The sequence below is a fragment of the Rhizobium cauense genome (genome assembly GCF_019511525.1).
Classification (GTDB): domain Bacteria; phylum Pseudomonadota; class Alphaproteobacteria; order Rhizobiales; family Rhizobiaceae; genus Rhizobium; species Rhizobium cauense.
This window is the reverse complement of the sequence record NZ_JAEUAT010000002.1, coordinates 388,495-411,593: the sequence shown is the minus strand read 5'-3', so window position 1 is coordinate 411,593 and position 23,099 is coordinate 388,495. Positions and strand designations below refer to the sequence as shown.

Genomic DNA, 23,099 nt, shown 5'->3' with positions numbered 1-23,099 from the left:
CCGCATGGCAGCCATGCGGTCCCCGGAATTCTTACATTGCCATGCAGATCAGCGAGAAGCTGGCAACGAACATTGCGATGGAGGTGAATGCTGCGATATCACGGATCATGTCAGTCATTTGGCGCTCCTGTTCTCTTATGTTTTTAATTTGTTCTCTCATTGTTCTATTGTCAACAGGATTCTTTTCCGCTCTGCTGACGGCATGGCGACGGGAGAAAAGCATGTTTAAGTTTGTATTAATTGCCGGAGTGGCTCTGTCGGCGGCATTTACCGCGATGGCCGACCAGATCGACCCCGCGCGCATCGTCGATGCGGCCACAGGGGATTGGGATAGCGACGGACGGACCGATCTCGCGCTGCTTGTCGCGCCACAAGACAGCAATGGCGACGATCAGATCGGTATCTACATCTATCTTCGCGACAGCGACCACGAACTGCTGAGACTCTCGCTGAGTGCACCCAACAAGATTTGGAGCAGCACCGGTGCCGACGGAGTGTTTGGCCAGGAACCTTCGATCAAGGCGGCTGGCAAGTCCTCGATCGCCATTCACTCGCAAAACAGCGCTGTCGGCCGCGAGCGATGGGACCAGACACTCACCCTCGCCTACCGCAACAAGGAGTTCGTCGTGGCCGGCTACACATATAATCACTATGACACGCTCGATCCCAATGCCGGCGGCTCGTGCGACTACAATGCTCTGACAGGCAATTTGCTGAAGAACGGCAAGACGACCAAAGCCGAGCCGCGCGTCATCCGGATCGCCCAGTGGGACGATGACACAGGGCAGGCGATCTGCGGCCAATAGCCATTGTTCTCATTTTGTTCTTTACATCTGGCGACATTGCTGAGACGCTGTCAACCAGGAGGCGACGGGCCATGAATCTTGCCGCATTGGACAGTTTCATCGTCGAGGCGAAGGCCGCGACCTATGTGGGCGGTGGACGCCCTGCGCCTGCCTGTCGGACGGGATCACACGACATCGCCTACCGGCGCGGCCCGTGGCGCTATCTCGACAGTTACTTTGGTGGAACCGATTTCGCCGGGCAGGAAGTGGTCTGGCTGAGCGACGAACCAGTCTGGGCGATGAACTACTTCGGACGCATTGTCGAGCACTCGCTGATCGACGGAGAACGAGCGGGCATTGTTATCAAGGCGGCCCTGTCAAAAATGTACGCGGACTATCGACGCTTCCTCGGCGGAATGGAGCTCGAGCATCCGTTCGGTTTCTATGCCGACCAAAGCACTGGCGACTGCAGCCACTTCAGCGGTCGCGAAGTGATTGTCGTGAACGAACGCAGAGCCTACGAACTGGACTATCGTGGCGGTCTCGTCCGTCCCTGATCAGAAATCCACGACTTTGCCATCGGCGATCGTGACACGCCGGTCCATACGACCGGCGAGTTCGTGATTGTGGGTTGCGATCAACGCTGCCAGACCGGATTGACGCACCAGCGCTTCCAAGGCATCAAAAACATAGCTTGCGGTTTCAGGATCAAGGTTGCCCGTCGGCTCATCCGCGAGCAGCAGACTTGGCGCATTGGCGACGGCGCGTGCAATCGCCACGCGCTGCTGCTCGCCACCCGAAAGTTCTCCGGGGCGATGGGCGCCGCGATGGCCGATCCGCATGTAGTCAAGCAACTGAGCCGCCCGCTCTTTCGCTTCCTTGCGCGGCAGACCGGCGATCATCTGCGGCATCATGATGTTCTCGATCGCGGAGAATTCCGGCAGCAGGTGGTGAAACTGATAGACAAAGCCAATTTCGCTGCGCCGAATTGCCGTACGCTTATCGTCCGGCAAGCCATCGCAGGCATTGCCGTTGATGATCACCTCGCCGCCATCGGGGTGCTCCAGCAAACCGGCAACGTGAAGCAGCGTCGATTTGCCTGTACCTGATGGAGCTACGAGCGCAACGATTTCACCGCTGTTCAGCGTAAAGTCGGCACCCTTGAGGATAGAGAGCAGTGTCTCGCCCTGGCCATAGTGGCGCTCGACGCCGGAAAGCTTGAGAACGGTATTCCGCTTCATGAACAGAGCATTCCTTATTCGTAGCGCAGGGCCTGCACGGGATCGAGCTTGGAGGCTCGCCATGCCGGGAAGATGGTCGCGAGGAAGGACAGTGTCAGCGCCATGATGACGACAGAGAGTGTCTCCCTGAGGCTCATTTCGGCGGGCAACTGGCTGAGGAAATAAAGTTGCGGGTCAAACAGCACGGTGCCCGAGACCCAGGAGAAAAACTCGCGGATTTTCTCAATGTTGATGCAGACGATGACGCCGAGAAGCACCCCGGCGAGCGTGCCCACGACACCGATCGCCGCACCCGTCATGAAGAAGATGCGCATGATCGCGCCGGAGCTTGCGCCCATCGTGCGCAGGATGGCGATATCGCTGCTCTTGTCCTTCACCAGCATAATAAGGCCGGAAATGATGTTCAGCGCAGCAACGAGCACGATGAGCGTCAGGATCATGAACATGACGTTCCGCTCGACCTGCAGCGCAGAGAAGAAGGTCTGGTTACGTTGGCGCCAGTCGGTGATCGCGATCTGACGACCGGCTGCTGCCTCCACCTTCGGTCGCATGCTGTCGATCTCGTCGGGATTGTCGACGAAGAGCTCGATGGATTGAACCAGCCCATCCGTATTGAAATAGAGCTGGGCCTCCTCGAGGGGCATGTAGATGATCGTCGCGTCGTACTCCGACATGCCGATCTCAAAGATGCCCGATACCTTGTAAGATTTGACCCGTGGGTTGATACCCATCGGCGTGACGTCACCCTCTGGTGACACCAGCGTGATATTGTCGCCCGCTTGGAGGCCGAGCTGTTCGGCCATACGCGACCCGACTAGGACGCCCTGTCCGGCGGCAAAGCCGACAAGATCGCCGGACTTGATGTTGCCCGAGACGGTCTTCACCTTCTCCAGGTCTTCCGGTCGGATGCCGCGGACCAGCGCGCCTGTGCCTGCGCCGCCTTGCCCGGAGGCGAGCGTCTGGCCCTCGACAAGCGGCAGAGCCAGCTTGATTCCCGGTACGGCGGCGAGCCTGTCGGTCAGGGCCGCATAGTCGTTGAACGGGGAATCGACCGGCTGAACGATCATGTGACCGTTGATGCCGAGAATGCGGGAAATGAGCTCCGTGCGAAAGCCGTTCATCACAGCCATAACGATGATGAGCGTGGCAACACCCAGCATGATGCCGATGAAGGAAAAGCCGGCGATCACCGAAATGAACGCCTCCTTTCGGCGGGCGCGCAGATAGCGCCACGCCACAAGCCGTTCGAAGGCGGAAAATGGCCGGCCGGCCGGCGCCAAGCCGGATTTAGAACCCTGCTGCTGGCTCACCGCTGCATCTGCCATTTTTCCTCCTGCCTTCTCAGCCCAAGAGCTTGTTGATCGCCGCGTCGATTGTCATCGTTTCGCGGGCGCCCGTCTTGCGGTCCTTCACTTCGACTTCGCCGCTCGCGACCGCACGCGGGCCGGCAATGATCTGCAGCGGAACGCCGATCAGGTCGGCGGTCGCGAATTTGGTCCCGGCACGGTCGTCGGTATCGTCGTAGAGGACATCCTTGCCGGCGTTGGAGAGCGCCGCATAGATCTTCTCGCAAGCCGCATCACACGCCGCATCGCCTGCCTTCATGTTGATCACGACAACATCGAACGGCGCCACCGACGCCGGCCAGATGATTCCGTTCTCATCATGCGATGCCTCGATGATGGCGGGAACAAGGCGGGTCGGGCCAATCCCGTAGGAACCCATGTGGACAGTGTGTTCCTTGCCATCGGGCCCCTGCACCTTCGCGCCCATCGGCTCCGAATACTTGGTGCCGAAGTAAAAGATATGGCCCACTTCGATGCCGCGCGCGGAAAGCCGGTCGCCTTCCGAAACAGCATTGAATGCGGCTTCGTCATGCATCTCGGATGTGGCTGCATAGAGCGATGTCCACTTGTCGAAGACAGCCCTCAGGCCCTCGACGCTGTCGAAGTCGGTATCGTCAGCCGGGATGTCGAAATTCACGAAGTCCTTGTGGCAGAACACTTCGGACTCGCCAGTCTCTGCCAGGATGATGAACTCGTGGCTGAGATTGCCGCCGATCGGGCCGGTATCGGCGCGCATCGGAATAGCACGCAAGCCGAGGCGGTCGAACGTGCGCAGGTAGGCAGTAAACATCTTGTTGTAGGAATGCTCCGCACCTTCGCGCGTAAGGTCGAAGGAATAAGCATCCTTCATCATGAACTCGCGCGAACGCATGGTGCCGAAACGCGGGCGGATCTCGTCGCGGAATTTCAGCTGGATATGATACAGGTTGAGCGGCAGGCTCTTGTAGGACTTCACGTAGGACCGGAAGATATCCGTGACCATTTCCTCGTTCGTCGGGCCATACAGCATCGGGCGATCCTGGCGATCCTTAATGCGCAGCATCTCCTTGCCATAGGCATCATAACGACCGCTTTCCTGCCAAAGCTCGGCTGACTGCAGCGTCGGCATCGACAGCTCGATTGCGCCGGCGCGGTTCTGCTCCTCGCGTATGATGTTGTTCACCTTGTCGAGAACGCGCTTTCCGAGCGGCAACCAGGAATAGATCCCCTGTGACTGCTGCCGGATCATGCCGGCACGCAACATGAGCCTATGGGAGACGATCTCCGCCTCCTTGGGATTTTCCTTGAGGATGGGCATGAAATAGCGAGAAAGGCGCATGGCGAATTCCAGAGCGGTTGAGATCCCGCAAGTCGCGGAATCGAAGGCGATCACAAATATTGGCAGAGTTCATATCTGCTTCGCGAAAGGAAAGAAACCCGCGACGGGTTCCAGCGACCTCCCGCTGAAGCAAGTTCGCACTGGCGAAGCACACAAAGTAAGAAAACGGCGGAATTATAATGGTTTGTACGAAATTCTTATCAACAGAAAAAAATTGCTAGAGTGTAGCAAAAATGCAAAAAAACCTGATGACAAAGCCCATTCTTTGAGCTAGTTTTAGCCCACAAAACAGGCAGGGAGTTCAAATCCTTGCCGATTTCGCGGTCAAGTCTTGGGAGGATCAGATCTTAGGCGCGCTTGTCGCAGCCCCGGCAACGGATAAGGATCACGCGATACTTAAAACAAGGCTTTCAGCCTTGTTTTTTTTTTGCTTTTCGCTACCCCGAGAAACACTTGAAAAACCTTTACCTGCCGTAACGCAACGTCGGTATTACGTTGCGGCACTTCCATGCCTTAACTTGATGACATCTGTGTGACAGCACACCTCGGCATCCGCCCAAAAACTGGGCAAACGCTCTTAGACGTTCGAGAACGAGGGACCGATCTGTGGCAAGGCGTCAAAGCCCCAGCCGAAGTAATTCGACGCCACATACCAAAGCGCATAGATGGCGGCAGAAATCACGGTTGTCATCGAGAAGACAAACAGGGGCCGGAACCGCGTCGGCGCACTGTGCACGGTGCCCAAGACAATATCATTATCTTCTGCCTGGGTACGCAGTCCGATCGGGAGGACGGCAAAGAGGGTGATCCACCACACGATAAAGTAGACGGCGAAGCCCTGTAAGAATGTCTGCAGCATCTGCATGTCCCGCTAGTTTGCCGTGCTTATAAGCCAGAAGAGCCACTAACTCAAAGCCAGCTTGAGCCACTTGCCGAGATTTTCTGGACCTGGGTCGTTCTGACGCGGGCAGATCAGACCTGCTCGAGTTCGATCAGGGTGCCGAAGAAATCCTTCGGATGGAGGAAGAGCACTGGCTTTCCATGGGCGCCAATCTTGGGTTCGCCGTTGCCAAGCACTCTTGCGCCGTTCTGAATCAAATGATCACGGGCCGAAAGGATATCACTGACTTCGTAGCAGATGTGATGCATTCCGCCAGACGGGTTCTTGTCAAGGAAAGCGGCAATTGGCGAATCCGCTCCCAGTGGCTCAAGCAACTCGACCTTCGTATTCGGCAACTCGACGAAGACGACGGTGACACCATGCTCCGGCAAGCCCTGCGGGGCTGACACGCTCGCTCCCAGTGTATCCCGATATGCGGCGCTTGCGGCCGCAAGATCGGGAACAGCGATTGCAACGTGATTTACCCGGCCGAGCATTCGTCAGACCTTTGTAACGAAGACGGTGACCACTGGTTTTTTCCCCCAGATCTGGTTCGCTGTCGCGCGGATCGCGCGGCGAACCGATTCCTGCAGCAGGTCCAGATCCTTCCGGCGCGCCCGTGGTATGCTCTCGATGGCGCCTACTGCAGCATCATAGAGCGCATCTTCCATTTCGTCGCCCTCGTCATCGTAGACAGGGAGGCCGATCGCAACCAGGTCCGGATCGCCGAGCATATCGTAGCGGCTGTCGATCACGACGCTGACGGCGACATGGCCGACATAGGAGAGCTTCTTGCGCTCGCCGATGCCCATCTCGTCGAAATCGCCGATCAGCGCGCCATCCTTGTAGATACGGCCATGCGGCGCCTCATCGATCACCTCGACAGCGCCTGGGGCCAGGCGAAGAATATCGCCGTTGCGAACGCGCGGCACGATCGAGATACCTGACTGCTCCGCCAGCTCCTTGTGCGCTGTGAGGTGCGTCGCCTCGCCGTGCACCGGCACGACGATCTTCGGCCTTGTCAGCTCGTACATCTTCTGAAGCTCGTTGCGGCGCGGATGTCCGGACACGTGGACGAGAGCCTCACTGTCGGTAATCACGTGCACGCCCTGTTCGATGAGGCCGTTCTTGATATCCTGGATCGCCTTTTCGTTGCCCGGAATCGCGCGGGAAGAAAACACGACGATATCGCCGGCGGCGAGCGCCACATTCCGCATCTCGTCGCGCGACAGCTTGGCAAGGGCCGCCCGCGGCTCGCCCTGGCTGCCGGTGAGGATGACCACCACCTTGTCGCGCGGGATATAGCCGTACTCATCTTCGGAGATGAACGGCTTGATACCCTCCATCAGGCCGATATCGCGCGAAACATCAACGACGCGCTTGAGCGAACTACCGAGCAGAAGGACCTCGCGGCCGGCAGCTTCGGCTGCCTCCGCCACCGTGCGAATCCGGCCGACATTCGACGAGAATGTCGTCACCGCCACGCGCCCTTCCGCATTCTCGATAATCTTGCGCAGGCTTTCCGAGACGTCCTTTTCCGATGGCGAAACACCATCTCGAAGCGCATTGGTGGAATCGCACATCAGCGCCAGCACGCCTTCGTCGCCCAGCTGGCGGAAACGCGTCTCGTCCGTCAACGGGCCGAGGGAGGGTTCGTGGTCGATCTTCCAATCGCCCGTGTGGATCACGTTGCCGAGCGGTGTGCGGATCACCAGCGACATCGGCTCCGGGATGGAATGGTTGACGGCCACGCCTTCGACGCTGAAGGGGCCGGCATTGACGGTGTCGCCGGCGGTGAACAGCGTGATCGGAATTTCGCCGATGGCCGACTTCTCGAAGTTGCGCTTCGCCTCCAGCAATCCAGCCGTGAAGGCCGAGGCATAGACCGGTACATTCAGGCCGGGCCAAAGATCGGCAAGCGCGCCATAGTGGTCTTCGTGCGCGTGGGTGATGAAGATCGCCTTCAGGCTCTTCCGTTCGCTGGCAAGATAGCGAATATCTGGTAGAACGAGATCAACGCCGGGCAGGTCCGGTCCTGGGAAGGTGACTCCGCAATCGACCATGATCCACTGGCGGTGGTCGGGCGGGCCGTAGCCGTAAAGGGCGAGATTCATCCCGATCTCGCCAACGCCGCCCAACGGCAGAAATACCAATTCGTCCTGCTTCGCCATATTATTCTTTTTTCCAATCAACCAAAGAAGACATCGCCGGCGGCGATCGTCATCATCCTGCCTGCCCCAGTATCGAGCATCAACAGGCCATTATCATCAATTCCGGCGAAGTGGCCGGAAATCGACCGGTCCGGCAGGTTCACGGTTATCTTTTCCCCGATACCACAAGCGACTTTACGCCATCGCTCGGTAATTTCGCGCACCCCATGCCCGCGGTCCCATGCCTGCAACACCTCGGCCATCGACTGGAAGAGATGTGCGAAAACCTCTTCGGGCGACGCGGAGCTGCCCTGCTCGCGCAGACATGTCACCGGATAGAGCGGGTTGTCGGGCATGAAGGCCACATTGATGCCAATCCCGATCACGAGCGCATAGCGTCCGTCCGACAAGGCTTCGCCCTCGACAAGAATGCCGCAGGTCTTTTTCCGGCCAATCAGGATATCGTTGGGCCATTTCACTTCCAGCGGCTCGGAAGTATGCGGCAGCACCTGACGCACGGCCTGGTGAACCGCCACCGCAATCGCTAGCGGCAACGAACCGAGACGCTGCATGGATGCCGGGTCCATAAGGAGGAGCGACGCGTAGAGGTTCCCTCTTTCGGACACCCAGGGGCGTCCCCGGCGGCCCCGGCCGCCGGTCTGCTTTTCCGCAGTCACCCAGAGGAGACCGCGGTCCCCTGCCCGCGCACGGGCAAGGCATTCGCTATTGGTGGACGACGTCTCCGACAGTGCCTCGTGCCGGAAATCGTCAAGCGAGATCCGGCGCCGTGCCGCAGAGTTCATCAGAACAACGTCGCAGCGGCGAGCTCGGCCGCACCGCCGATCGGACCGCCGATGAGTACATAGGCGAGAACGAAGAGGCCGGAGATGCCGAAGACCAGACGCAGCGAACCAGACACGCGAGCAAACTCGCCGGTCGCCTCATCGAACCACATCAGCTTGATGACGCGGAGGTAGTAGTAGGCGCCAACCACCGACGCGAGCACGCCGATGATGGCGAGCGCGTAGAGCTTCGCCTCGATGGCTGCAACAAACACGAAGTACTTCGCGAAGAAGCCTGCGAGCGGCGGGATACCGGCCAGCGAGAACATCAGGATCGTCAGCACCGTCGCCATGAACGGATTTGTGGAGGACAGGCCGGCGAGGTCGTTCACCTCCTCGACGACAGTGCCGTCCTTGCGACGCATCGACATGATGATCGCAAAGCTGCCGAGCGTCATGACCATGTAGATGACCATGTAAAGCATGACACCCGAGACACCGGTCTGCGTGCCCGAGGCAAGGCCCACCAGCGCGTAACCCATGTGACCGATCGACGAGTAGGCCATCAGTCGCTTGATATTCTTCTGGCCGATTGCGGCGAAGGAACCAAGCAGCATGGAGGCGATCGAAATGAACACCACGACCTGCTGCCAATCAGCCAGAACCGGCTGGAAGGCACTGATGACGATACGGGTCATCATCGCCATGGCCGCCACCTTCGGAGCGCTGGCAAGGAAAGCCGTAACCGGGGTCGGCGCGCCTTCGTAAACATCCGGCGTCCACATATGGAATGGAACAGCGGAGATCTTGAAGGCGATACCAGCCAGAATGAACACGAGGCCGAAGATAAGGCCAAGCGAGCGAGCCCCTTCAACGGTCAGCGCCTGGGCAATCGCCGCGAACTGGGTGTGGCCCGTGAAGCCATAGACCAGCGACATGCCATAGAGCAGCATACCGGAGGAGAGTGCACCAAGCACAAAGTACTTGAGGCCAGCTTCCGTTGACTTGACGCTGTCACGGTTGATCGCAGCGACGACGTAGATTGCCAGCGACTGCAGTTCGAGGCCAAGGTAGAGCGAGATGAGGTCGTTGGCCGAGATCATCAACAGGATGCCGAGCGTGCAGAGCACGATGAGAACCGGGAACTCGAACTTGTCGAGCTGGTTTTCCTTGGCAAGCCCCAGCGACATGAAGAGTGCCACGATCGAGCCGATCAGCGCCGTGATCTTCATGAAGCGGCCAAAGCCGTCCGAAAGGAAGACGCCGCCATAGGCAAGGCCTTCGCTCGGAACGAAGATAAGCCATAGGGCGGCAGCAGCCAGCACGATGATCGCGAGAACGCTGACCATCCGGCCGGAGCGCTCTCCCGAGAAAACGCCGATCATAAGTAGCACCAGTGCGCCGACCGCGAGGATCAGCTCCGGTATGGAAAGATGCAGGCTTGCGAGAATAGTTTCAGAGGTCATGTCCCAAAAGTCCCGTCATCATTTCATCGACAGCGCAACATCATGCGCTGCCTGGACTGCGGCCGAATAGCTATTAACCAGCTGGTCGACAGACGCGGCGGTCGCGTCGAACACCGGAGCCGGATAGACGCCGAAGAAAATCGTCAGTGCGACCATCGGATAGAGGATCAGCTGTTCACGCGGCGAAAGGTCGAGCAACGCCTTGAGCTTTTCCTTGTCGAGCGCGCCAAAAATGACCCGGCGATAGAGCCAGAGGGCATAACCGGCGGAGAGGATGACGCCCGTTGCTGCGAACAGCGCGACCCAGCTGTTGACGCGGAAAACGCCGATCAGGGTCAGGAATTCACCAATGAAACCGGACGTACCGGGCAAACCGACGTTCGCCATGGTGAAGACCATGAAAGCAACAGCGTACTTCGGCATATTGTTGACCAGACCACCATAGGCCGCGATCTCGCGGGTATGAGTACGGTCGTAGACAACGCCGACGCAAAGGAAGAGAGCACCCGATACGATGCCGTGCGACAGCATCTGGAAGATCGAACCCTGAAGGCCCTGCGAGTTGGCTGCGAAGATGCCCATCGTAACGTAACCCATGTGGGCAACCGACGAATAGGCGATCAGCTTCTTGATGTCGTCCTGCATCAGCGCCACGAGAGACGTGTAGATGATGGCGATTACCGACATTGCGAAGACGAGCGGCGCGAAGAACTCGGAGGCAACCGGGAACATGCCGAGCGAGAAGCGGATCAGGCCATAGCCACCGAGCTTCAGAAGCACGCCAGCCAGGATGACCGAGCCTGCCGTCGGCGCCTGAACGTGCGCGTCGGGCAGCCAGGTGTGAACCGGCCACATCGGCATCTTCACCGCAAACGACGCGAAGAAGGCAAGCCAGAGCCAGGTCTGCATCTGTGGCGGGAACTTGTAGGCCAATAGCGCCTGAATGTCCGTCGTGCCGGCCTGCCAGTACATCGCCATGATGGCGAGCAGCATCAGAACCGAACCGAGCAGCGTATAGAGGAAGAACTTGTAGCTTGCATAGACGCGATCCTTGCCGCCCCAAACGCCGATGATGAGGAACATCGGAATGAGACCGGCTTCAAAGAACACGTAGAAGAGCACGATATCGAGCGAAACGAACACGCCGACCATCATCACTTCCAGGATCAGGAAGGCGATCATGTATTCCTTCAGGCGCTTCTCGATCGAGAGCCAGCTCGCCAGCACGCAGAAGGGCATCAGGAAGGTCGACAGGATGACGAACAGCATCGAGATGCCGTCGACGCCGACATGATAACCGATACCCGTGCCGAGCCAGCCATGCTTCTCGATCATCTGGAAACCCGGGTTCGCATTGTCGAAGCCGGCCCAGATGAAGAGCGAAAGAACGAAGGTCACAACGGTCGTGATCAACGAGATGTTGAGCACGTTGCGGCGGCCGTTCGGGCCGTTCTCGTTCATCAAAAGCAGGAGCACCACGCCGACGAGCGGCAGGAAGGTGACCGTTGAAAGAATAGGCCAATCGGTCATCAGAAGGAACTCCCGAGCATCATCCAGGTAACAAGCGCTGCGATGCCGATCAGCATGGCGAACGCGTAGTGATAGAGGTAACCCGTCTGCAGACGGACCACGCGGTTGGTGACGTCGACGACGCGGGCAGCAATGCCGTTCGGGCCATAGGTGTCGATAACGCCGACATCACCCTTCTTCCACAGGAACCGGCCGAGCGCCTTGGCGCTGCGTACGAACAGGAAGTCGTACAGCTCGTCGAAGTACCACTTGTTGAGCAGGAACTGGTAAAGGACCCGGTGCTGCTGCGCGAGAACACGCGGCGTCGAGGGCGACTTGATATACATGTACCAGGCTGTCACGAAGCCAACGAGCATGGCAATGAACGGGCTCAGTGCAACCCAAGCCGGAACGTGATGGAAGTGCTCCAGCAGCTCATTGTGTTCCGACGTGAAGAGCGCACCCTTCCAGAACTCGGCATACTCCTCGCCATAGAAGCGACCTTCGAAGAGGACGCCCGCAAGAACTGCTCCCGCTGCAAGAATATAGAGCGGAACCAGCATGACCTGCGGCGATTCATGAACATGGTGCATGACTTCGTGCGAAGCGCGCGGCTGACCGAAGAACGTCAGGAACGCAAGACGCCAGGAGTAGAAGCTGGTGAAGAGCGCCGCGATGACCAGAAGCGTGAAGGCGAAGCCCGCGACCGGTGAATGCGCAGCGTAAGCAGCCTCGATGATCACGTCCTTAGAGAAGAAGCCGGCAAAGCCGATCGGGGTGAACGGAATGCCGACGCCGGTCAGCGCCAGCGTGCCGATCGTCATCATCCAGAACGTCACCGGGATGTGCTTGCGCAGACCACCCATGTAACGCATGTCCTGTTCGCCATCGACGGCGTGGATCACCGAGCCGGCGCCAAGGAACAGCAGAGCCTTGAAGAAGGCGTGCGTGAAGAGGTGGAAGATTGCCGCGCCATAAGCGCCGACGCCGAGAGCCACGAACATGTAGCCGAGCTGCGAGCACGTCGAATAGGCGATAACGCGCTTGATGTCGTTCTGGACCAGACCGACGGTCGCTGCGAAGAAGGCAGTGATCGCACCGATAACGGTCACGACGACCAGGGCATCCGGCGACAGTTCGAACAGCGGCGACATGCGGGCAACCAGGAAGACACCTGCGGTAACCATGGTTGCAGCATGAATGAGCGCCGAAACCGGCGTCGGGCCTTCCATGGCATCAGGCAGCCAGGTGTGCAGCAGGAACTGCGCCGACTTACCCATCGCACCCATGAAGAGCAGCAGGCAGGCGCCCGTCAGCGCATCGGCCTTGTCGAGGTGCATGCCGAAGAGGTTGAGAACGACCTCGTGCCCCTCGCCACCTTCTGCATGAGCAAAGCTCGCGGCATTGGCGAAGATCGTGTCGAAGTTGATCGCACCGAACAATACGAAGACGCTCGCGATACCGAGAATGAAGCCGAAGTCGCCCACACGGTTAACGATGAACGCCTTCATTGCAGCGGCATTCGCCGACGGCTTCTTGAACCAGAAGCCGATGAGCAGGTACGAGGCCAGACCGACGCCTTCCCAGCCGAAGAACATCTGCGCAAGGTTGTCAGCAGTCACCAGCATGAGCATGGCGAAGGTGAAGAGCGACAAATAGGCGAAGAAGCGTGGACGATGCGGATCATGATGCATGTATCCGATCGAATAGACGTGCACGAGTGTCGAGACCGTGTTGACGACGATCAGCATGACGGAGGTGAGCGTGTCTACCCGCAGCGACCAGGAAACGTCGATACCGCCGGACTGGATCCAGCGAAGGACTTCCACCTTGATCGGGCCGCCTTCGTGGTGACCCATTCCAACCGTGATGAAGACATACCACGACAACACCGCGGCGACGATCATCAGGCCCGATGTAATGTATTCCGATGCCTTGGCGCCGATCGCACGTCCGAAAAGGCCGGCAATGATCGCGCCAATCAGGGGAAGAAAGACGATAGCTTTATATAAGAACATGAGCCCTCAGCCCTTCATCATATTGACGTCTTCAACAGCGATCGAGCCGCGGTTGCGGTAGAAGACGACGAGAATTGCAAGACCGATAGCCGCTTCAGCTGCAGCCACGGTCAGAACGAACAATGCGAAAACCTGGCCGACGATATCGTTGAGGAACGACGAGAAGGCGACCATGTTGATGTTGACCGCAAGGAGAATGAGTTCGATCGACATCAGGATAACGATGACGTTCTTCCGGTTCAGGAAGATACCGAAGACGCCGAGCGTGAAGAGGATGGCGCTGACCGTCAGGTAATGGGAAAGTCCGATGACCATTGTATTTGTTCCTTAAGCTCGCGCCTGCTTCACACGCCCTGCCCGGGCTTCACCTTGACCACCTCGACAGCGGTCTTGGGATTGCGGGCAACCTGGTTGGCGATATTCTGTCGCTTGACGTTCTGGCGATGCTTGAGCGTCAGCACGATCGCACCGATCATTGCGACGAGCAGCACCAGACCCGCGATCTGGAAGAAGTAGACATAATTCGTATAGAGGACGTCGCCGAGCGCCGCGGTGTTCGTGCGCTCGCTCAGCGCCGGGATCGGCATTGCGACCGTCTTGGCGATCTCAGGCGAGATGACGCTGCCGCCAACGACGACAATCAACTCAGCAGCAAGGATCAACCCGATAATTGCGCCAATCGGCGCGTAGGCAAGCACGCCTGCGCGCAATTCCGTAAAGTCGATGTCGAGCATCATGACGACGAAGAGGAAGAGAACGGCCACCGCACCGACATAAACGACGAGCAGGATCATCGCCAGGAATTCGGCGCCGAGCAGCAGGAAGAGGCCGGCCGCATTGAAGAAAACCAGGATCAGGAAGAGAACCGAATGAACCGGATTCTTCGACCAGATGACCATGAACGCCGACGCTACCGCGACAAAGGCGAAAAGATAGAAAAATAGAGCCTGCAGACCCATGTTGGTGCCTTTTTCATCTTCCCCCGGGCAGCCGGGAGTTTCCCTGCCCGATGAAGCTTCGCGCGGAATTCTCCGGCAAAACTCCGGTGCATGTTGACCGGAAGCCGCGCATTGGGCGGCCCACCGGCATTTCAATTTCGATCAACGGTATGGAGCGTCGAGCGCGATGTTGCGCGCGATTTCGCGCTCCCACCGATCGCCGTTCTCCAGAAGCCGCGCCTTGTCGAAGTACAGTTCTTCGCGGGTTTCCGTTGCAAATTCGAAATTCGGACCTTCGACAATCGCGTCGACCGGGCATGCTTCCTGGCAAAAGCCGCAGTAGATGCACTTTACCATGTCGATGTCGTAACGAACGGTACGGCGCGTGCCATCGTTGCGGCGCGGGCCGGCTTCGATGGTGATCGCCTGTGCAGGACAGATGGCCTCACACAGCTTGCAGGCGATGCAGCGCTCTTCGCCGTTCGGATAACGACGCAGTGCGTGCTCGCCGCGGAAGCGCGGGCTGACCGGTCCCTTCTCGAACGGGTAGTTGACCGTTGCCTTCTGCTTAAAAATGTACCGGAAGGTCAGCCAGAACGCACTGACGAATTCCTTCAGGAACAGCGAGCTGACCGCGTTGGACAAGCCTGCCATCTTCAACCTCCAATATTGCTTGAAACGAGGGCCGGCATGATCATGCCCAACCCGTCAGCTTCAGCACGAATGCAACGATAACGACCATGGCGAGCGACAGCGGAAGGAATACCTTCCAGCCGAGGCGCATCAGCTGGTCGTAGCGATAGCGCGGGACAAATGCCTTGACCATCGCAAACATGAAGAACACCAGGCACGACTTCAGCATGAACCAGATGACGCCCGGTACCCAGTTCAGGAACCATACATCGACCGGCGGCAGCCAGCCCCCGAGGAACAGGATCGTCGTCAGCGAGCACATCAGAACGATGGCTGCGTATTCGCCGAGCATGAACATCATGTAGAGCGAGGAGCCGTATTCGACCATGAAGCCGGCAACCAGTTCCGATTCCGCTTCCGGAAGATCGAATGGCGGACGGTTCGTTTCAGCCAGAGCCGAAATGAAGAAGATGATGAACATCGGGAACAGCGCCAGCCAGTGCCAGTCGAGGAATGACGACGGCAGACCAAGGCGCGTGCCGAGGCCGGCCTGCTGGGCGTGAACGATATCCGTCAGGTTCAACGAACCGACGCAGAGCAGAACAGTGACGATGACGAAGCCGATGGAGACTTCGTAGGAAACCATCTGCGCGGCGGAACGAAGCGCACCGAGGAACGGATATTTCGAGTTCGAAGCCCAGCCGCCCATGATGATGCCGTACACTTCAAGCGACGAGATCGCAAAGATGTAGAGAATGCCGACGTTGATATTGGCGATGACCCAGCCATCCGCGAAGGGCACGACGGCCCAGGTGGAGAGAGCCAGAAGCACCGTTACCAGCGGAGCCAGGAGGAACACGGCCTTGTTGGCGCCGGCCGGAATGATCGGCTCCTTGAAGACGAACTTCAAAAGGTCGGCGAAGGACTGGAAAAGACCCCAAGGACCCACCACATTCGGACCACGACGCAGCTGGACCGCGGCCCAGATCTTGCGGTCGGCCAACAGAATGTAGGCGATGAAGACGAGCAGGCAGACAAGGACGAGAAGCGACTGACCGACCATGAGAAGGCCAGGCAAGACATAAGTTGAAACAAACGAATCCATAGTCCCCTGCCCTTACTCTGCCGCGACTTTGAAGTTGTTGCGGGCCAATGCCGAGCACTCGGCCATCACTGCCGAAGCGCGCGCAATCGGGTTCGTCAAATAGAAGTCTTTGACCGGCGACGCAAACCCGGATTTGTTCATCTTGCCGGCTTTTTTCGCAACTGCGGCAATTTTGGCGCTGTCGCTTTCGGCGATCTCGTCAAGCGCCGCGAAATGCGGGAACGCCGCGTAGAGCTTCGCGCGCAACTCGCCAAGCGAATCAAACGGAAGCTTCTTGCCGAGCACGTCGGAAAGGGCACGGATGATCGCCCAGTCTTCGCGGGCGTCGCCAGGCGCGAAGCCTGCGCGGTTGCCCATCTGAACGCGGCCTTCGGTGTTCACCCAGGTGCCGGACTTTTCGGTGTAGGCGGCGGCTGGCAGGATGACGTCGGCATTGTGTGCGCCGTTGTCACCGTGCGAACCGACGTAGACCGTCAGCTTTGCCTTCTTGGCTGCGAAATCGAGTTCATCGGCGCCGAGCAGGAAGAGCACGTCCATAGACGCCAGCATGTCCGCAGCATTGACGCCCTTTTCGCCCGGCACGAAGCCGAGGTCGAGGCCGCCGACGCGCGATGCCGCGGTGTGGAGGACGGCAAAGCCGTTCCAGCCGTCGACAACCGCACCCACAGTGCCTGCAAGCTTTGCAGCGCTTGCGAGAACGCCAGCACCATCAGCGCGCGACAGCGCGCCCTGGCCGATAAGGATCATCGGCTTCTTGGCATTGGTCAGAACCTTCGCGAAGGCATGGTTGCCGTCGACGAGATCCTTCAGGGTGTCCGGGCCGGCACCGAGATATTCGTAGTCATAACGCAGTTCGCCTGCTTCACCGATCACACCGATCGGGAAATTGCCACGACGCCAGCGCTTGCGGATGCGGGCGTTGAGGACTGCAGCTTCAAAGCGCGGGTTTGCGCCGATGATCAGCAGCGCATCTGCCTGCTCGATGCCTTCGATCGTCGGGTTGAAGACGTAGCTTGCGCGACCGAGCGACGGATCAAGTGCCGTCCCATCCTGGCGACAGTCGAGGTTCTCGGAACCGAGCGACTTAACCAGCTCAGACAGAGCGTACATTTCTTCGACGGATGCGAGATCGCCTGCGATCGCGCCGATCTTGTCGCCGCTCGTTGCCGAAACAGCGGCCTTGATGGCGCCGAAGGCTTCGCCCCAGGTCGCAGCCTGCAGACGGCCGTCCTTGCGGACATACGGACGATCGAGACGCTGCGTCTTCAGGCCATCCCAGATGAAGCGGCTTTTGTCGGAGATCCACTCTTCGTTGATCTGGTCGTTGACGCGCGGCAGCACGCGCATGACTTCGCGGCCACGCGTATCAACGCGGATGGCAGAGCCGAGCGCGTCCATGACGTCGATCGATTCGGTCTTGTTCAGTTCCCACGGGCGAGCCGTGAAGGCGAAGGGCTTCGAGGTCAGGGCGCCAACCGGGCAAAGGTCAACGACGTTGCCCTGCAGCTCCGAGGTCATCGCCTGCTCGAGATAGGTGGTGATCTCGGCATCCTCGCCGCGGCCGATCAGGCCGAGTTCGGAAATGCCGGCCACTTCGGTCGTGAAGCGGACGCAGCGCGTGCAGTGGATGCAGCGGTTCATGACCGTCTTGACGAGCGGCCCAATGTACTTGTCTTCGACGGCGCGCTTGTCTTCCTGATAGCGCGAGCTGTCGATACCGAAGGCCATCGCCTGGTCCTGCAGGTCACATTCGCCACCCTGGTCGCAGATCGGGCAATCCAGCGGATGGTTGATCAGCAAGAATTCCATCACGCCTTCGCGGGCCTTCTTGACCATCGGCGTATTGGTGAAAACCTCGGGCAGTTCGCCGTTCGGGCCGCCGCGGATATCGCGGACGCCCATGGCGCAAGATGCCTGCGGCTTCGGCGGACCACCCTTCACCTCAACGAGGCACATGCGGCAGTTGCCGGCAACCGAAAGGCGCTCATGGAAGCAGAAGCGCGGAACTTCAGCACCGGCTTCCTCGCACGCCTGCAGCAGCGTGAAATGATCCGGAACTTCGATCTCGTTACCGTCAATCTTCAGTTTTGCCATCGTCACTCAGTCCTGTTTCGCGTTTGCCGGATTGCGGCAAACAAACCCATTCTTGCAACAATTCCGCTGCCAGGCCGGATTTCCTATCCCGTTGGCATCGGTGTCGCTCAAATTCTCTGCTCATCCCGAGACCCGGGATCAGCTTTGGCGTCAGCAGTGCAGGGCCCCTGCCCTTCACTGTTCAGCCTTGACCTTGCTCCGGCCTTCCGGCCGAAAAACTACTTCCGTTTGCGCCCGGCGAGCGCCTTTGCCTGCGCTACCCAGCCATCACGAGCCACGCGCCCGTCGAAGCCGAGCTCAGCATCGACCCGCGCCACATCCTCGTCAGACCATCCAGCAATGACAGCAAGGGAGCGAATACCCTTGGCATTCAAGACCTGCTCAATCTTCGGGCCAATACCGGAGATCTGCTTCAGATCGTCGGCCTTCCGGACGCGGGACGCGGGCTTTGTAACCACCGCAGGCTTTACGTCTGGTTTCTTCAGCGGAACAACTGCGAGCTTGACTTCGGCATTCGTGTTCTTGATCGGCGACGGGCGAATGTTTTCCGGCCGGACCTCTACCTCAGGTTTGCCTTCATCAGGTGGTGTCTCATCAAGAACCGCCGCCAGCTTGCTCGTCGCATCAAGCGCGCCTTGCAGTGCTCCAAAGAAAGCGCCTGCCATCTGGGTCGAAAAGCCGAAGCCAATCGCGGTCGCCGCAGCCATTGCCGCCGCCGGATTGACCATCGCAGACGGCATCGGCAGCGCACGGGCATTCTCCAGCATCTCGGCAGCAAGACGGCCGAAGTCGGCCGAAAAATCAGCCGCTCCTTCCTTGTCAGTGCTGTCAGGCGCCTTCGTCATCAGCCCTACTCTGCAGCCTCGAGAACCGCACCGTGATCCAGCGCGCTTGCCGTATATTGGTCGATACGCGCTTCGATCTCCGGACGGAAATTCCGGATCAGCCCCTGCACCGGCCATGCGGCAGCATCGCCGAGCGCACAGATGGTGTGGCCTTCGATCTGCTTGGTGACCTGGAACAGCATGTCGATTTCGCGCTTCTGCGCATTGCCCTTGGCCATGCGCTCCATGACGCGCCACATCCAGCCCGTACCTTCGCGGCACGGCGTGCACTGGCCGCAGCTCTCATGCTTGAAGAAGGCCGAGATACGGGCAATCGCCTTGATGACGTCGGTGGACTTGTCCATGACGATCGCGGCTGCGGTGCCGAAAGACGAACCGACAGCACGCAGGCCGTCGAAGTCCATCGGGCAGTCGATGATGTCCTTGGCCGGAACGATCGGGCACGATGCGCCGCCGGGAATGACCGCGAGAAGGTTGTCCCAGCCGCCGCGAATGCCGCCGGCATGGCGATCGACGAGTTCACGGAAGGTGATGCCCATCTCTTCTTCAACAGTGCACGGCTTGTTGACGTGGCCGGAGAGCATGAAGAGCTTGGTGCCGACGTTGTTCGGACGACCGATCGACGAGAACCAGCCGGCGCCACGACGCAGGATGGTCGGAGCAACGGCGATCGACTCGACGTTGTTCACGGTCGTCGGGCAGCCGTAGAGACCCATGTTCGCCGGGAACGGCGGCTTCAGGCGCGGCTGGCCCTTCTTGCCTTCAAGGCTTTCAAGCAGCGCGGTTTCTTCACCGCAGATGTAGGCGCCGGCGCCATGATGGACGTAGATGTCGATGGGATAGCCGAGCTTGTTATTCTTGCCGAGCAGGCCGTAGTCATAGCACTCGTCAATGGCGGCCTGCAGCGCTTCACGCTCGCGGATGTATTCGCCGCGAACGTAGATGTAGGCAGCGTTCGCACCCATGGCGAAACTCGCGATAACGCAGCCTTCGATCAGCGTATGCGGATCGTGGCGCATGATATCGCGGTCCTTGCAGGTGCCAGGCTCCGACTCGTCAGCATTCACGACGAGGTAATGCGGACGACCGTCGGATTCCTTCGGCATGAACGACCACTTGAGGCCGGTCGGGAAGCCTGCGCCGCCACGTCCGCGAAGACCCGAAGCCTTCATCTCGTTGATGATCCAATCGCGACCCTTTTCGAGAATCTGCTTGGTGCCGTCCCAGTGGCCGCGGCTCATCGCGCCCTTCAGAGACTTGTCCTTGAGGCCGTAGATGTTGGTAAAGATGCGGTCTTTATCTTGTAACATGCTTCACCTTCTTACCGCGGCTTCTTACCGAAGACCTTGATATATTCCGCTTCGCCGCCCTTGGCGAGCGCCTTGGCCTGCTTGACCCAATCGTCGCGCTCGATACGGCCCTTGAAATTCAAGTAACCGTCGACCCATTCACGTTCGGCCTTCTTCCAGCTCGCAACCTGCGCGAAGGTAAAGATGCCGATCTCGTGCAGCGTCGATTCGATCTTGGGGCCAACACCGGAGATCATCTTCAGATCGTCAGGCGTCTCAGGCTTGTCGATGCCTGCCGGGCGGTTCTTGTCGGTGAGCGAGGGCTTTCCGGTTTCGGCAGCAGTGACAGGAGCCGCAACTGCCTGCTCTTCGACAGCCTTCACGTTTTTCGCCGCAGCCTTTGGTGCCGTTACCGGCGTCTTCAGCGCGGGGTTGGTCTCAGCATCGGTGCTCTTCGGGCGCGCAGCTTCAGACGGCGGAACCGGTGCGGCATCGACCTTTGCCGTCGCAGCTTCAGCGACAGCCTTCTTCGCAGGCGCCTTCTTTGCCTTCGAATCGTCATCGGTCAGCGTCGTCGGACCGCCTTCTGGCGACGAGAAGTGGCGATCGATCTGCGGGCCTGGCGTGATGCTCGCACCATTTCCGGCTTCGAACGTATCAATGATCTGTTCGAGACGTTCCGGGGTCAGGTCCTCGTAGGTATCCTTGCCGATCATGACCATCGGGGCATTGACGCAGGCCCCGAGACATTCGACTTCTTCCCAGGAAAGCGTACCCTCGGCGTTTCGCTCGAAGGGATGATGATGGATCTTGCTCTTGCAGACCGCCATCAGGCTTTCCGAGCCGCGCAGCATGCACGGTGTCGTGCCGCACACCTGGATATGCGCGCGCGTGCCAACAGGGTTCAGTTGGAACTGCGTATAGAAGGTCGCGACCTCGAGAACACGGATGTAAGCCATGTCGAGCATGTCGGCGATCTTTTCGATCGCCGGGCGCGTGACCCAACCATCCTGTTCCTGTGCTCGCATCAACAGCGGGATAACCGCGGATTGCTGACGGCCTTCGGGATATTTCTGGATCGTCTTATCCGCCCAAGCAGCGTTCTCGTCATTGAAGGCGAACGCGGCAGGCTGGAATTGATCTTCGGCTAATCGACGAACGGACATTCTTCCTCACGCCTTGTCAGTTTATGGTCCCGCACTGCGATGCCGTCAGAGACTTCATCTCGCATGCGTAGGCCGACTGGTCTTTTTGCAAAAACACAACGAACTTGCCGCCGTTCGGAACGGCGGCCTTGATTTCATAGCCCTTGGACAAGAGCTCACCCAGAGAGGCAGTTGCCGCCGGCGGCTTCACTTCGTCCTGACCCAGTTTCGGGCCCATTCCGCCAACCTCCTGGGCAAAGGCCCCGGACGCAGCGACAAGGACGATAGCGGCGAGCGACAACAGTTTCATCAGCGGTCCACCTCACCGAACACGATGTCGAGCGAGCCGAGTACGGCCGTCACGTCAGCGAGCATGTGCCCCTTGCAGAGGAAATCCATCGCCTGCAGGTGCGCGTAGCCCGGTGCACGGATCTTGCAACGGTACGGCTTGTTGCTGCCATCGGCGACAACGTAGACGCCGAATTCGCCCTTCGGCGCTTCGACAGCCGCGTAAACTTCGCCGGCAGGTACGTGGTAGCCTTCGGTGTAGAGCTTGAAGTGGTGGATCAACGCTTCCATCGACCGCTTCATCTCGCCGCGCTTCGGCGGAACGACCTTGCCGTCGATCGACGAGACCGGACCGGTCTTGGCACTTCCCATCAGGCGCTCGACGCACTGCTTCATGATGCGGACAGACTGACGCATCTCGATCATCCGGATCAGGTAGCGATCGTAGCAGTCGCCGTTCTTGCCGATCGGAATATCGAATTCCAGATCGTTGTAGCACTCGTAGGGCTGCGAGCGGCGCAGATCCCAGGCAGCCCCCGAACCACGAACCATGACGCCCGAGAAACCCCAGGACCAGGCATCCGCGAGCGACACGACGCCGATATCGACGTTGCGCTGCTTGAAGATGCGGTTGTCAGTCAGCAATCCTTCGATATCGTCGAGAACCTTGATGAAAGGATCGCACCACTTGCCGATATCCTCGACCAGCTCCGGCGGGATGTCCTGATGGACGCCACCCGGACGGAAATAGGCCGAGTGCATACGGGCGCCGCAGGCGCGCTCGTAGAACACCATCAGCTTTTCACGCTCCTCGAAGCCCCAGACCGGCGGTGTCATCGCGCCAACGTCCATGGCCTGCGTCGTCACGTTCATGATGTGCGACAAGATTCGGCCAATTTCGGAGTACAGAACTCGAATCAGCTGTCCGCGAATCGGGATCTCGAGCTTCAGCATCTTTTCGACGGCGAGCGCGAAAGCGTGTTCCTGGTTCATCGGCGCGACGTAGTCGAGGCGATCGAAGTAAGGAACGGCCTGAAGATAGGTCTTGGACTCGATCAGCTTCTCGGTGCCGCGATGAAGCAGGCCGATATGCGGATCCACGCGCTCGATGATTTCGCCATCGAGTTCGAGCACGAGACGCAGAACGCCGTGCGCGGACGGATGTTCCGGCCCGAAGTTGATCGTAAAGTTGCGAACGTTATGTTCAGTCATAGCGACGCGCTCCGCGCTGGCAATTGGCATGAGACGGCGAACAGAGAGGCTTCAA

General features: G+C 59.1%; 22 protein-coding genes. 2 read left to right on the top strand and 20 right to left on the bottom strand.

Translation table 11 applies throughout. The annotated features are described in order from the left end of the window. The first annotated feature begins 221 nt into the window (after window positions 1-221). Both JNB88_RS05210 and JNB88_RS05205 read left to right on the top strand, forming a co-directional pair. Complete coding sequence (locus tag JNB88_RS05210; protein ID WP_220354529.1) at window positions 222-806, top strand: hypothetical protein; 585 nt, start codon at window positions 222-224, stop codon at window positions 804-806. A 71-nt stretch (window positions 807-877) separates the two neighbouring features. Next, complete coding sequence (locus JNB88_RS05205; RefSeq protein ID WP_220354528.1) at window positions 878-1,342, top strand: DUF5680 domain-containing protein; 465 nt, start codon at window positions 878-880, stop codon at window positions 1,340-1,342. Here the strand turns inward: JNB88_RS05205 and JNB88_RS05200 are convergent, their stop codons facing one another. The 20 genes from JNB88_RS05200 to JNB88_RS05105 all read right to left on the bottom strand — a co-directional run bounded on the left by JNB88_RS05200 (window position 1,343) and on the right by JNB88_RS05105 (window position 23,044). Next, complete coding sequence (locus JNB88_RS05200) at window positions 1,343-2,026, bottom strand: ABC transporter ATP-binding protein (protein WP_037127361.1); 684 nt, start codon at window positions 2,024-2,026, stop codon at window positions 1,343-1,345. Window positions 2,027-2,040: 14 nt separating this feature from the next. Beyond that, window positions 2,041-3,351 (bottom strand): lipoprotein-releasing ABC transporter permease subunit, encoded by a 1,311-nt coding sequence (locus JNB88_RS05195; RefSeq protein ID WP_220354527.1) that lies wholly within the window; start codon window positions 3,349-3,351, stop codon window positions 2,041-2,043. A gap of 16 nt (window positions 3,352-3,367) precedes the next feature. Beyond that, on the bottom strand, window positions 3,368-4,690 hold the full coding sequence (gene proS / locus JNB88_RS05190; protein WP_220354526.1) for a proline--tRNA ligase: 1,323 nt from the start codon (window positions 4,688-4,690) through the stop codon (window positions 3,368-3,370). Between the two features lie 577 nt (window positions 4,691-5,267). Beyond that, entirely contained in the window at window positions 5,268-5,549 is a 282-nt protein-coding gene (locus JNB88_RS05185; protein ID WP_037128167.1) for a DUF1467 family protein, read from the bottom strand. 113 nt (window positions 5,550-5,662) lie between these two features. Next, window positions 5,663-6,067 carry a methylmalonyl-CoA epimerase gene (gene mce, locus JNB88_RS05180; RefSeq protein ID WP_220354525.1) on the bottom strand — a complete coding sequence of 135 codons (405 nt, stop codon included), beginning with the start codon at window positions 6,065-6,067 and terminating at the stop codon, window positions 5,663-5,665. Between the two features lie 3 nt (window positions 6,068-6,070). Further along, window positions 6,071-7,741, bottom strand: coding sequence for a ribonuclease J (locus JNB88_RS05175; protein WP_220354524.1), 1,671 nt, complete (start codon window positions 7,739-7,741; stop codon window positions 6,071-6,073). A 17-nt stretch (window positions 7,742-7,758) separates the two neighbouring features. Then, window positions 7,759-8,523 carry a biotin--[acetyl-CoA-carboxylase] ligase gene (locus tag JNB88_RS05170; protein ID WP_220354523.1) on the bottom strand — a complete coding sequence of 255 codons (765 nt, stop codon included), beginning with the start codon at window positions 8,521-8,523 and terminating at the stop codon, window positions 7,759-7,761. Then, window positions 8,523-9,968, bottom strand: coding sequence for an NADH-quinone oxidoreductase subunit NuoN (gene nuoN, locus JNB88_RS05165; protein WP_220354522.1), 1,446 nt, complete (start codon window positions 9,966-9,968; stop codon window positions 8,523-8,525). Before nuoN ends, JNB88_RS05170 begins: the two co-directional genes overlap by 1 nt. Before the next feature lie 18 nt (window positions 9,969-9,986). Further along, window positions 9,987-11,498, bottom strand: coding sequence for an NADH-quinone oxidoreductase subunit M (locus JNB88_RS05160; protein WP_220354521.1), 1,512 nt, complete (start codon window positions 11,496-11,498; stop codon window positions 9,987-9,989). Beyond that, window positions 11,498-13,495: an NADH-quinone oxidoreductase subunit L gene (gene nuoL, locus JNB88_RS05155; RefSeq protein ID WP_220354520.1), complete on the bottom strand. Its 1,998-nt coding sequence runs from the start codon at window positions 13,493-13,495 to the stop codon at window positions 11,498-11,500. The genes JNB88_RS05160 and nuoL overlap by 1 nt, the downstream gene beginning before the upstream one ends. Before the next feature lie 6 nt (window positions 13,496-13,501). Then, a complete protein-coding gene (nuoK, locus tag JNB88_RS05150; protein WP_037127340.1) occupies window positions 13,502-13,810 on the bottom strand; it encodes an NADH-quinone oxidoreductase subunit NuoK in 309 nt (102 codons plus the stop codon). Window positions 13,811-13,839: 29 nt separating this feature from the next. Then, window positions 13,840-14,454 (bottom strand): NADH-quinone oxidoreductase subunit J, encoded by a 615-nt coding sequence (locus tag JNB88_RS05145; RefSeq protein WP_220354519.1) that lies wholly within the window; start codon window positions 14,452-14,454, stop codon window positions 13,840-13,842. Between the two features lie 141 nt (window positions 14,455-14,595). Next, entirely contained in the window at window positions 14,596-15,087 is a 492-nt protein-coding gene (gene nuoI / locus JNB88_RS05140; RefSeq protein ID WP_037127335.1) for an NADH-quinone oxidoreductase subunit NuoI, read from the bottom strand. Between the two features lie 40 nt (window positions 15,088-15,127). Continuing rightward, window positions 15,128-16,171: an NADH-quinone oxidoreductase subunit NuoH gene (nuoH, locus tag JNB88_RS05135; protein ID WP_037127333.1), complete on the bottom strand. Its 1,044-nt coding sequence runs from the start codon at window positions 16,169-16,171 to the stop codon at window positions 15,128-15,130. A 12-nt stretch (window positions 16,172-16,183) separates the two neighbouring features. Beyond that, window positions 16,184-18,265, bottom strand: a complete 2,082-nt coding sequence (nuoG, locus tag JNB88_RS05130) for an NADH-quinone oxidoreductase subunit NuoG (RefSeq protein WP_220354518.1) — start codon at window positions 18,263-18,265, stop codon at window positions 16,184-16,186. Between the two features lie 218 nt (window positions 18,266-18,483). Next, complete coding sequence (locus JNB88_RS05125; RefSeq protein ID WP_220354517.1) at window positions 18,484-19,110, bottom strand: 5' DNA nuclease; 627 nt, start codon at window positions 19,108-19,110, stop codon at window positions 18,484-18,486. Window positions 19,111-19,115: 5 nt separating this feature from the next. After that, window positions 19,116-20,420 (bottom strand): NADH-quinone oxidoreductase subunit NuoF, encoded by a 1,305-nt coding sequence (gene nuoF / locus JNB88_RS05120; protein ID WP_037127328.1) that lies wholly within the window; start codon window positions 20,418-20,420, stop codon window positions 19,116-19,118. Between the two features lie 11 nt (window positions 20,421-20,431). Continuing rightward, complete coding sequence (locus JNB88_RS05115) at window positions 20,432-21,565, bottom strand: NADH-quinone oxidoreductase subunit E (RefSeq protein ID WP_220354516.1); 1,134 nt, start codon at window positions 21,563-21,565, stop codon at window positions 20,432-20,434. Between the two features lie 16 nt (window positions 21,566-21,581). Continuing rightward, complete coding sequence (locus tag JNB88_RS05110; protein WP_037127323.1) at window positions 21,582-21,854, bottom strand: hypothetical protein; 273 nt, start codon at window positions 21,852-21,854, stop codon at window positions 21,582-21,584. Next, window positions 21,854-23,044 (bottom strand): NADH-quinone oxidoreductase subunit D, encoded by a 1,191-nt coding sequence (locus tag JNB88_RS05105; protein ID WP_037127319.1) that lies wholly within the window; start codon window positions 23,042-23,044, stop codon window positions 21,854-21,856. The genes JNB88_RS05110 and JNB88_RS05105 overlap by 1 nt, the downstream gene beginning before the upstream one ends. Window positions 23,045-23,099: the final 55 nt, after the last annotated feature.

Excerpts from the sequence above, each read along its gene's own strand:
- JNB88_RS05175 (WP_220354524.1), bottom strand. The coding sequence starts at position 7,741 with ATGGCGAAGCAGGACGAATTGGTATTTCTGCCGTTGGGCGGCGTTGGC.
- JNB88_RS05210 (WP_220354529.1), top strand. The coding sequence starts at position 222 with ATGTTTAAGTTTGTATTAATTGCCGGAGTGGCTCTGTCGGCGGCATTT.
- nuoL (WP_220354520.1), bottom strand. The coding sequence starts at position 13,495 with ATGTTCTTATATAAAGCTATCGTCTTTCTTCCCCTGATTGGCGCGATC.
- nuoG (WP_220354518.1), bottom strand. The coding sequence starts at position 18,265 with ATGGCAAAACTGAAGATTGACGGTAACGAGATCGAAGTTCCGGATCAT.
- JNB88_RS05105 (WP_037127319.1), bottom strand. The coding sequence starts at position 23,044 with ATGACTGAACATAACGTTCGCAACTTTACGATCAACTTCGGGCCGGAA.
- JNB88_RS05145 (WP_220354519.1), bottom strand. The coding sequence starts at position 14,454 with ATGGGTCTGCAGGCTCTATTTTTCTATCTTTTCGCCTTTGTCGCGGTA.
- JNB88_RS05195 (WP_220354527.1), bottom strand. The coding sequence starts at position 3,351 with ATGGCAGATGCAGCGGTGAGCCAGCAGCAGGGTTCTAAATCCGGCTTG.
- JNB88_RS05125 (WP_220354517.1), bottom strand. The coding sequence starts at position 19,110 with ATGACGAAGGCGCCTGACAGCACTGACAAGGAAGGAGCGGCTGATTTT.
- nuoI (WP_037127335.1), bottom strand. The coding sequence starts at position 15,087 with ATGGCAGGCTTGTCCAACGCGGTCAGCTCGCTGTTCCTGAAGGAATTC.
- JNB88_RS05160 (WP_220354521.1), bottom strand. The coding sequence starts at position 11,498 with ATGACCGATTGGCCTATTCTTTCAACGGTCACCTTCCTGCCGCTCGTC.
- JNB88_RS05115 (WP_220354516.1), bottom strand. The coding sequence starts at position 21,565 with ATGTCCGTTCGTCGATTAGCCGAAGATCAATTCCAGCCTGCCGCGTTC.
- proS (WP_220354526.1), bottom strand. The coding sequence starts at position 4,690 with ATGCGCCTTTCTCGCTATTTCATGCCCATCCTCAAGGAAAATCCCAAG.
- nuoF (WP_037127328.1), bottom strand. The coding sequence starts at position 20,420 with ATGTTACAAGATAAAGACCGCATCTTTACCAACATCTACGGCCTCAAG.
- JNB88_RS05170 (WP_220354523.1), bottom strand. The coding sequence starts at position 8,523 with ATGAACTCTGCGGCACGGCGCCGGATCTCGCTTGACGATTTCCGGCAC.
- JNB88_RS05185 (WP_037128167.1), bottom strand. The coding sequence starts at position 5,549 with ATGCTGCAGACATTCTTACAGGGCTTCGCCGTCTACTTTATCGTGTGG.
- nuoK (WP_037127340.1), bottom strand. The coding sequence starts at position 13,810 with ATGGTCATCGGACTTTCCCATTACCTGACGGTCAGCGCCATCCTCTTC.
- nuoN (WP_220354522.1), bottom strand. The coding sequence starts at position 9,968 with ATGACCTCTGAAACTATTCTCGCAAGCCTGCATCTTTCCATACCGGAG.
- JNB88_RS05110 (WP_037127323.1), bottom strand. The coding sequence starts at position 21,854 with ATGAAACTGTTGTCGCTCGCCGCTATCGTCCTTGTCGCTGCGTCCGGG.
- mce (WP_220354525.1), bottom strand. The coding sequence starts at position 6,067 with ATGCTCGGCCGGGTAAATCACGTTGCAATCGCTGTTCCCGATCTTGCG.
- JNB88_RS05205 (WP_220354528.1), top strand. The coding sequence starts at position 878 with ATGAATCTTGCCGCATTGGACAGTTTCATCGTCGAGGCGAAGGCCGCG.
- JNB88_RS05200 (WP_037127361.1), bottom strand. The coding sequence starts at position 2,026 with ATGAAGCGGAATACCGTTCTCAAGCTTTCCGGCGTCGAGCGCCACTAT.
- nuoH (WP_037127333.1), bottom strand. The coding sequence starts at position 16,171 with ATGGATTCGTTTGTTTCAACTTATGTCTTGCCTGGCCTTCTCATGGTC.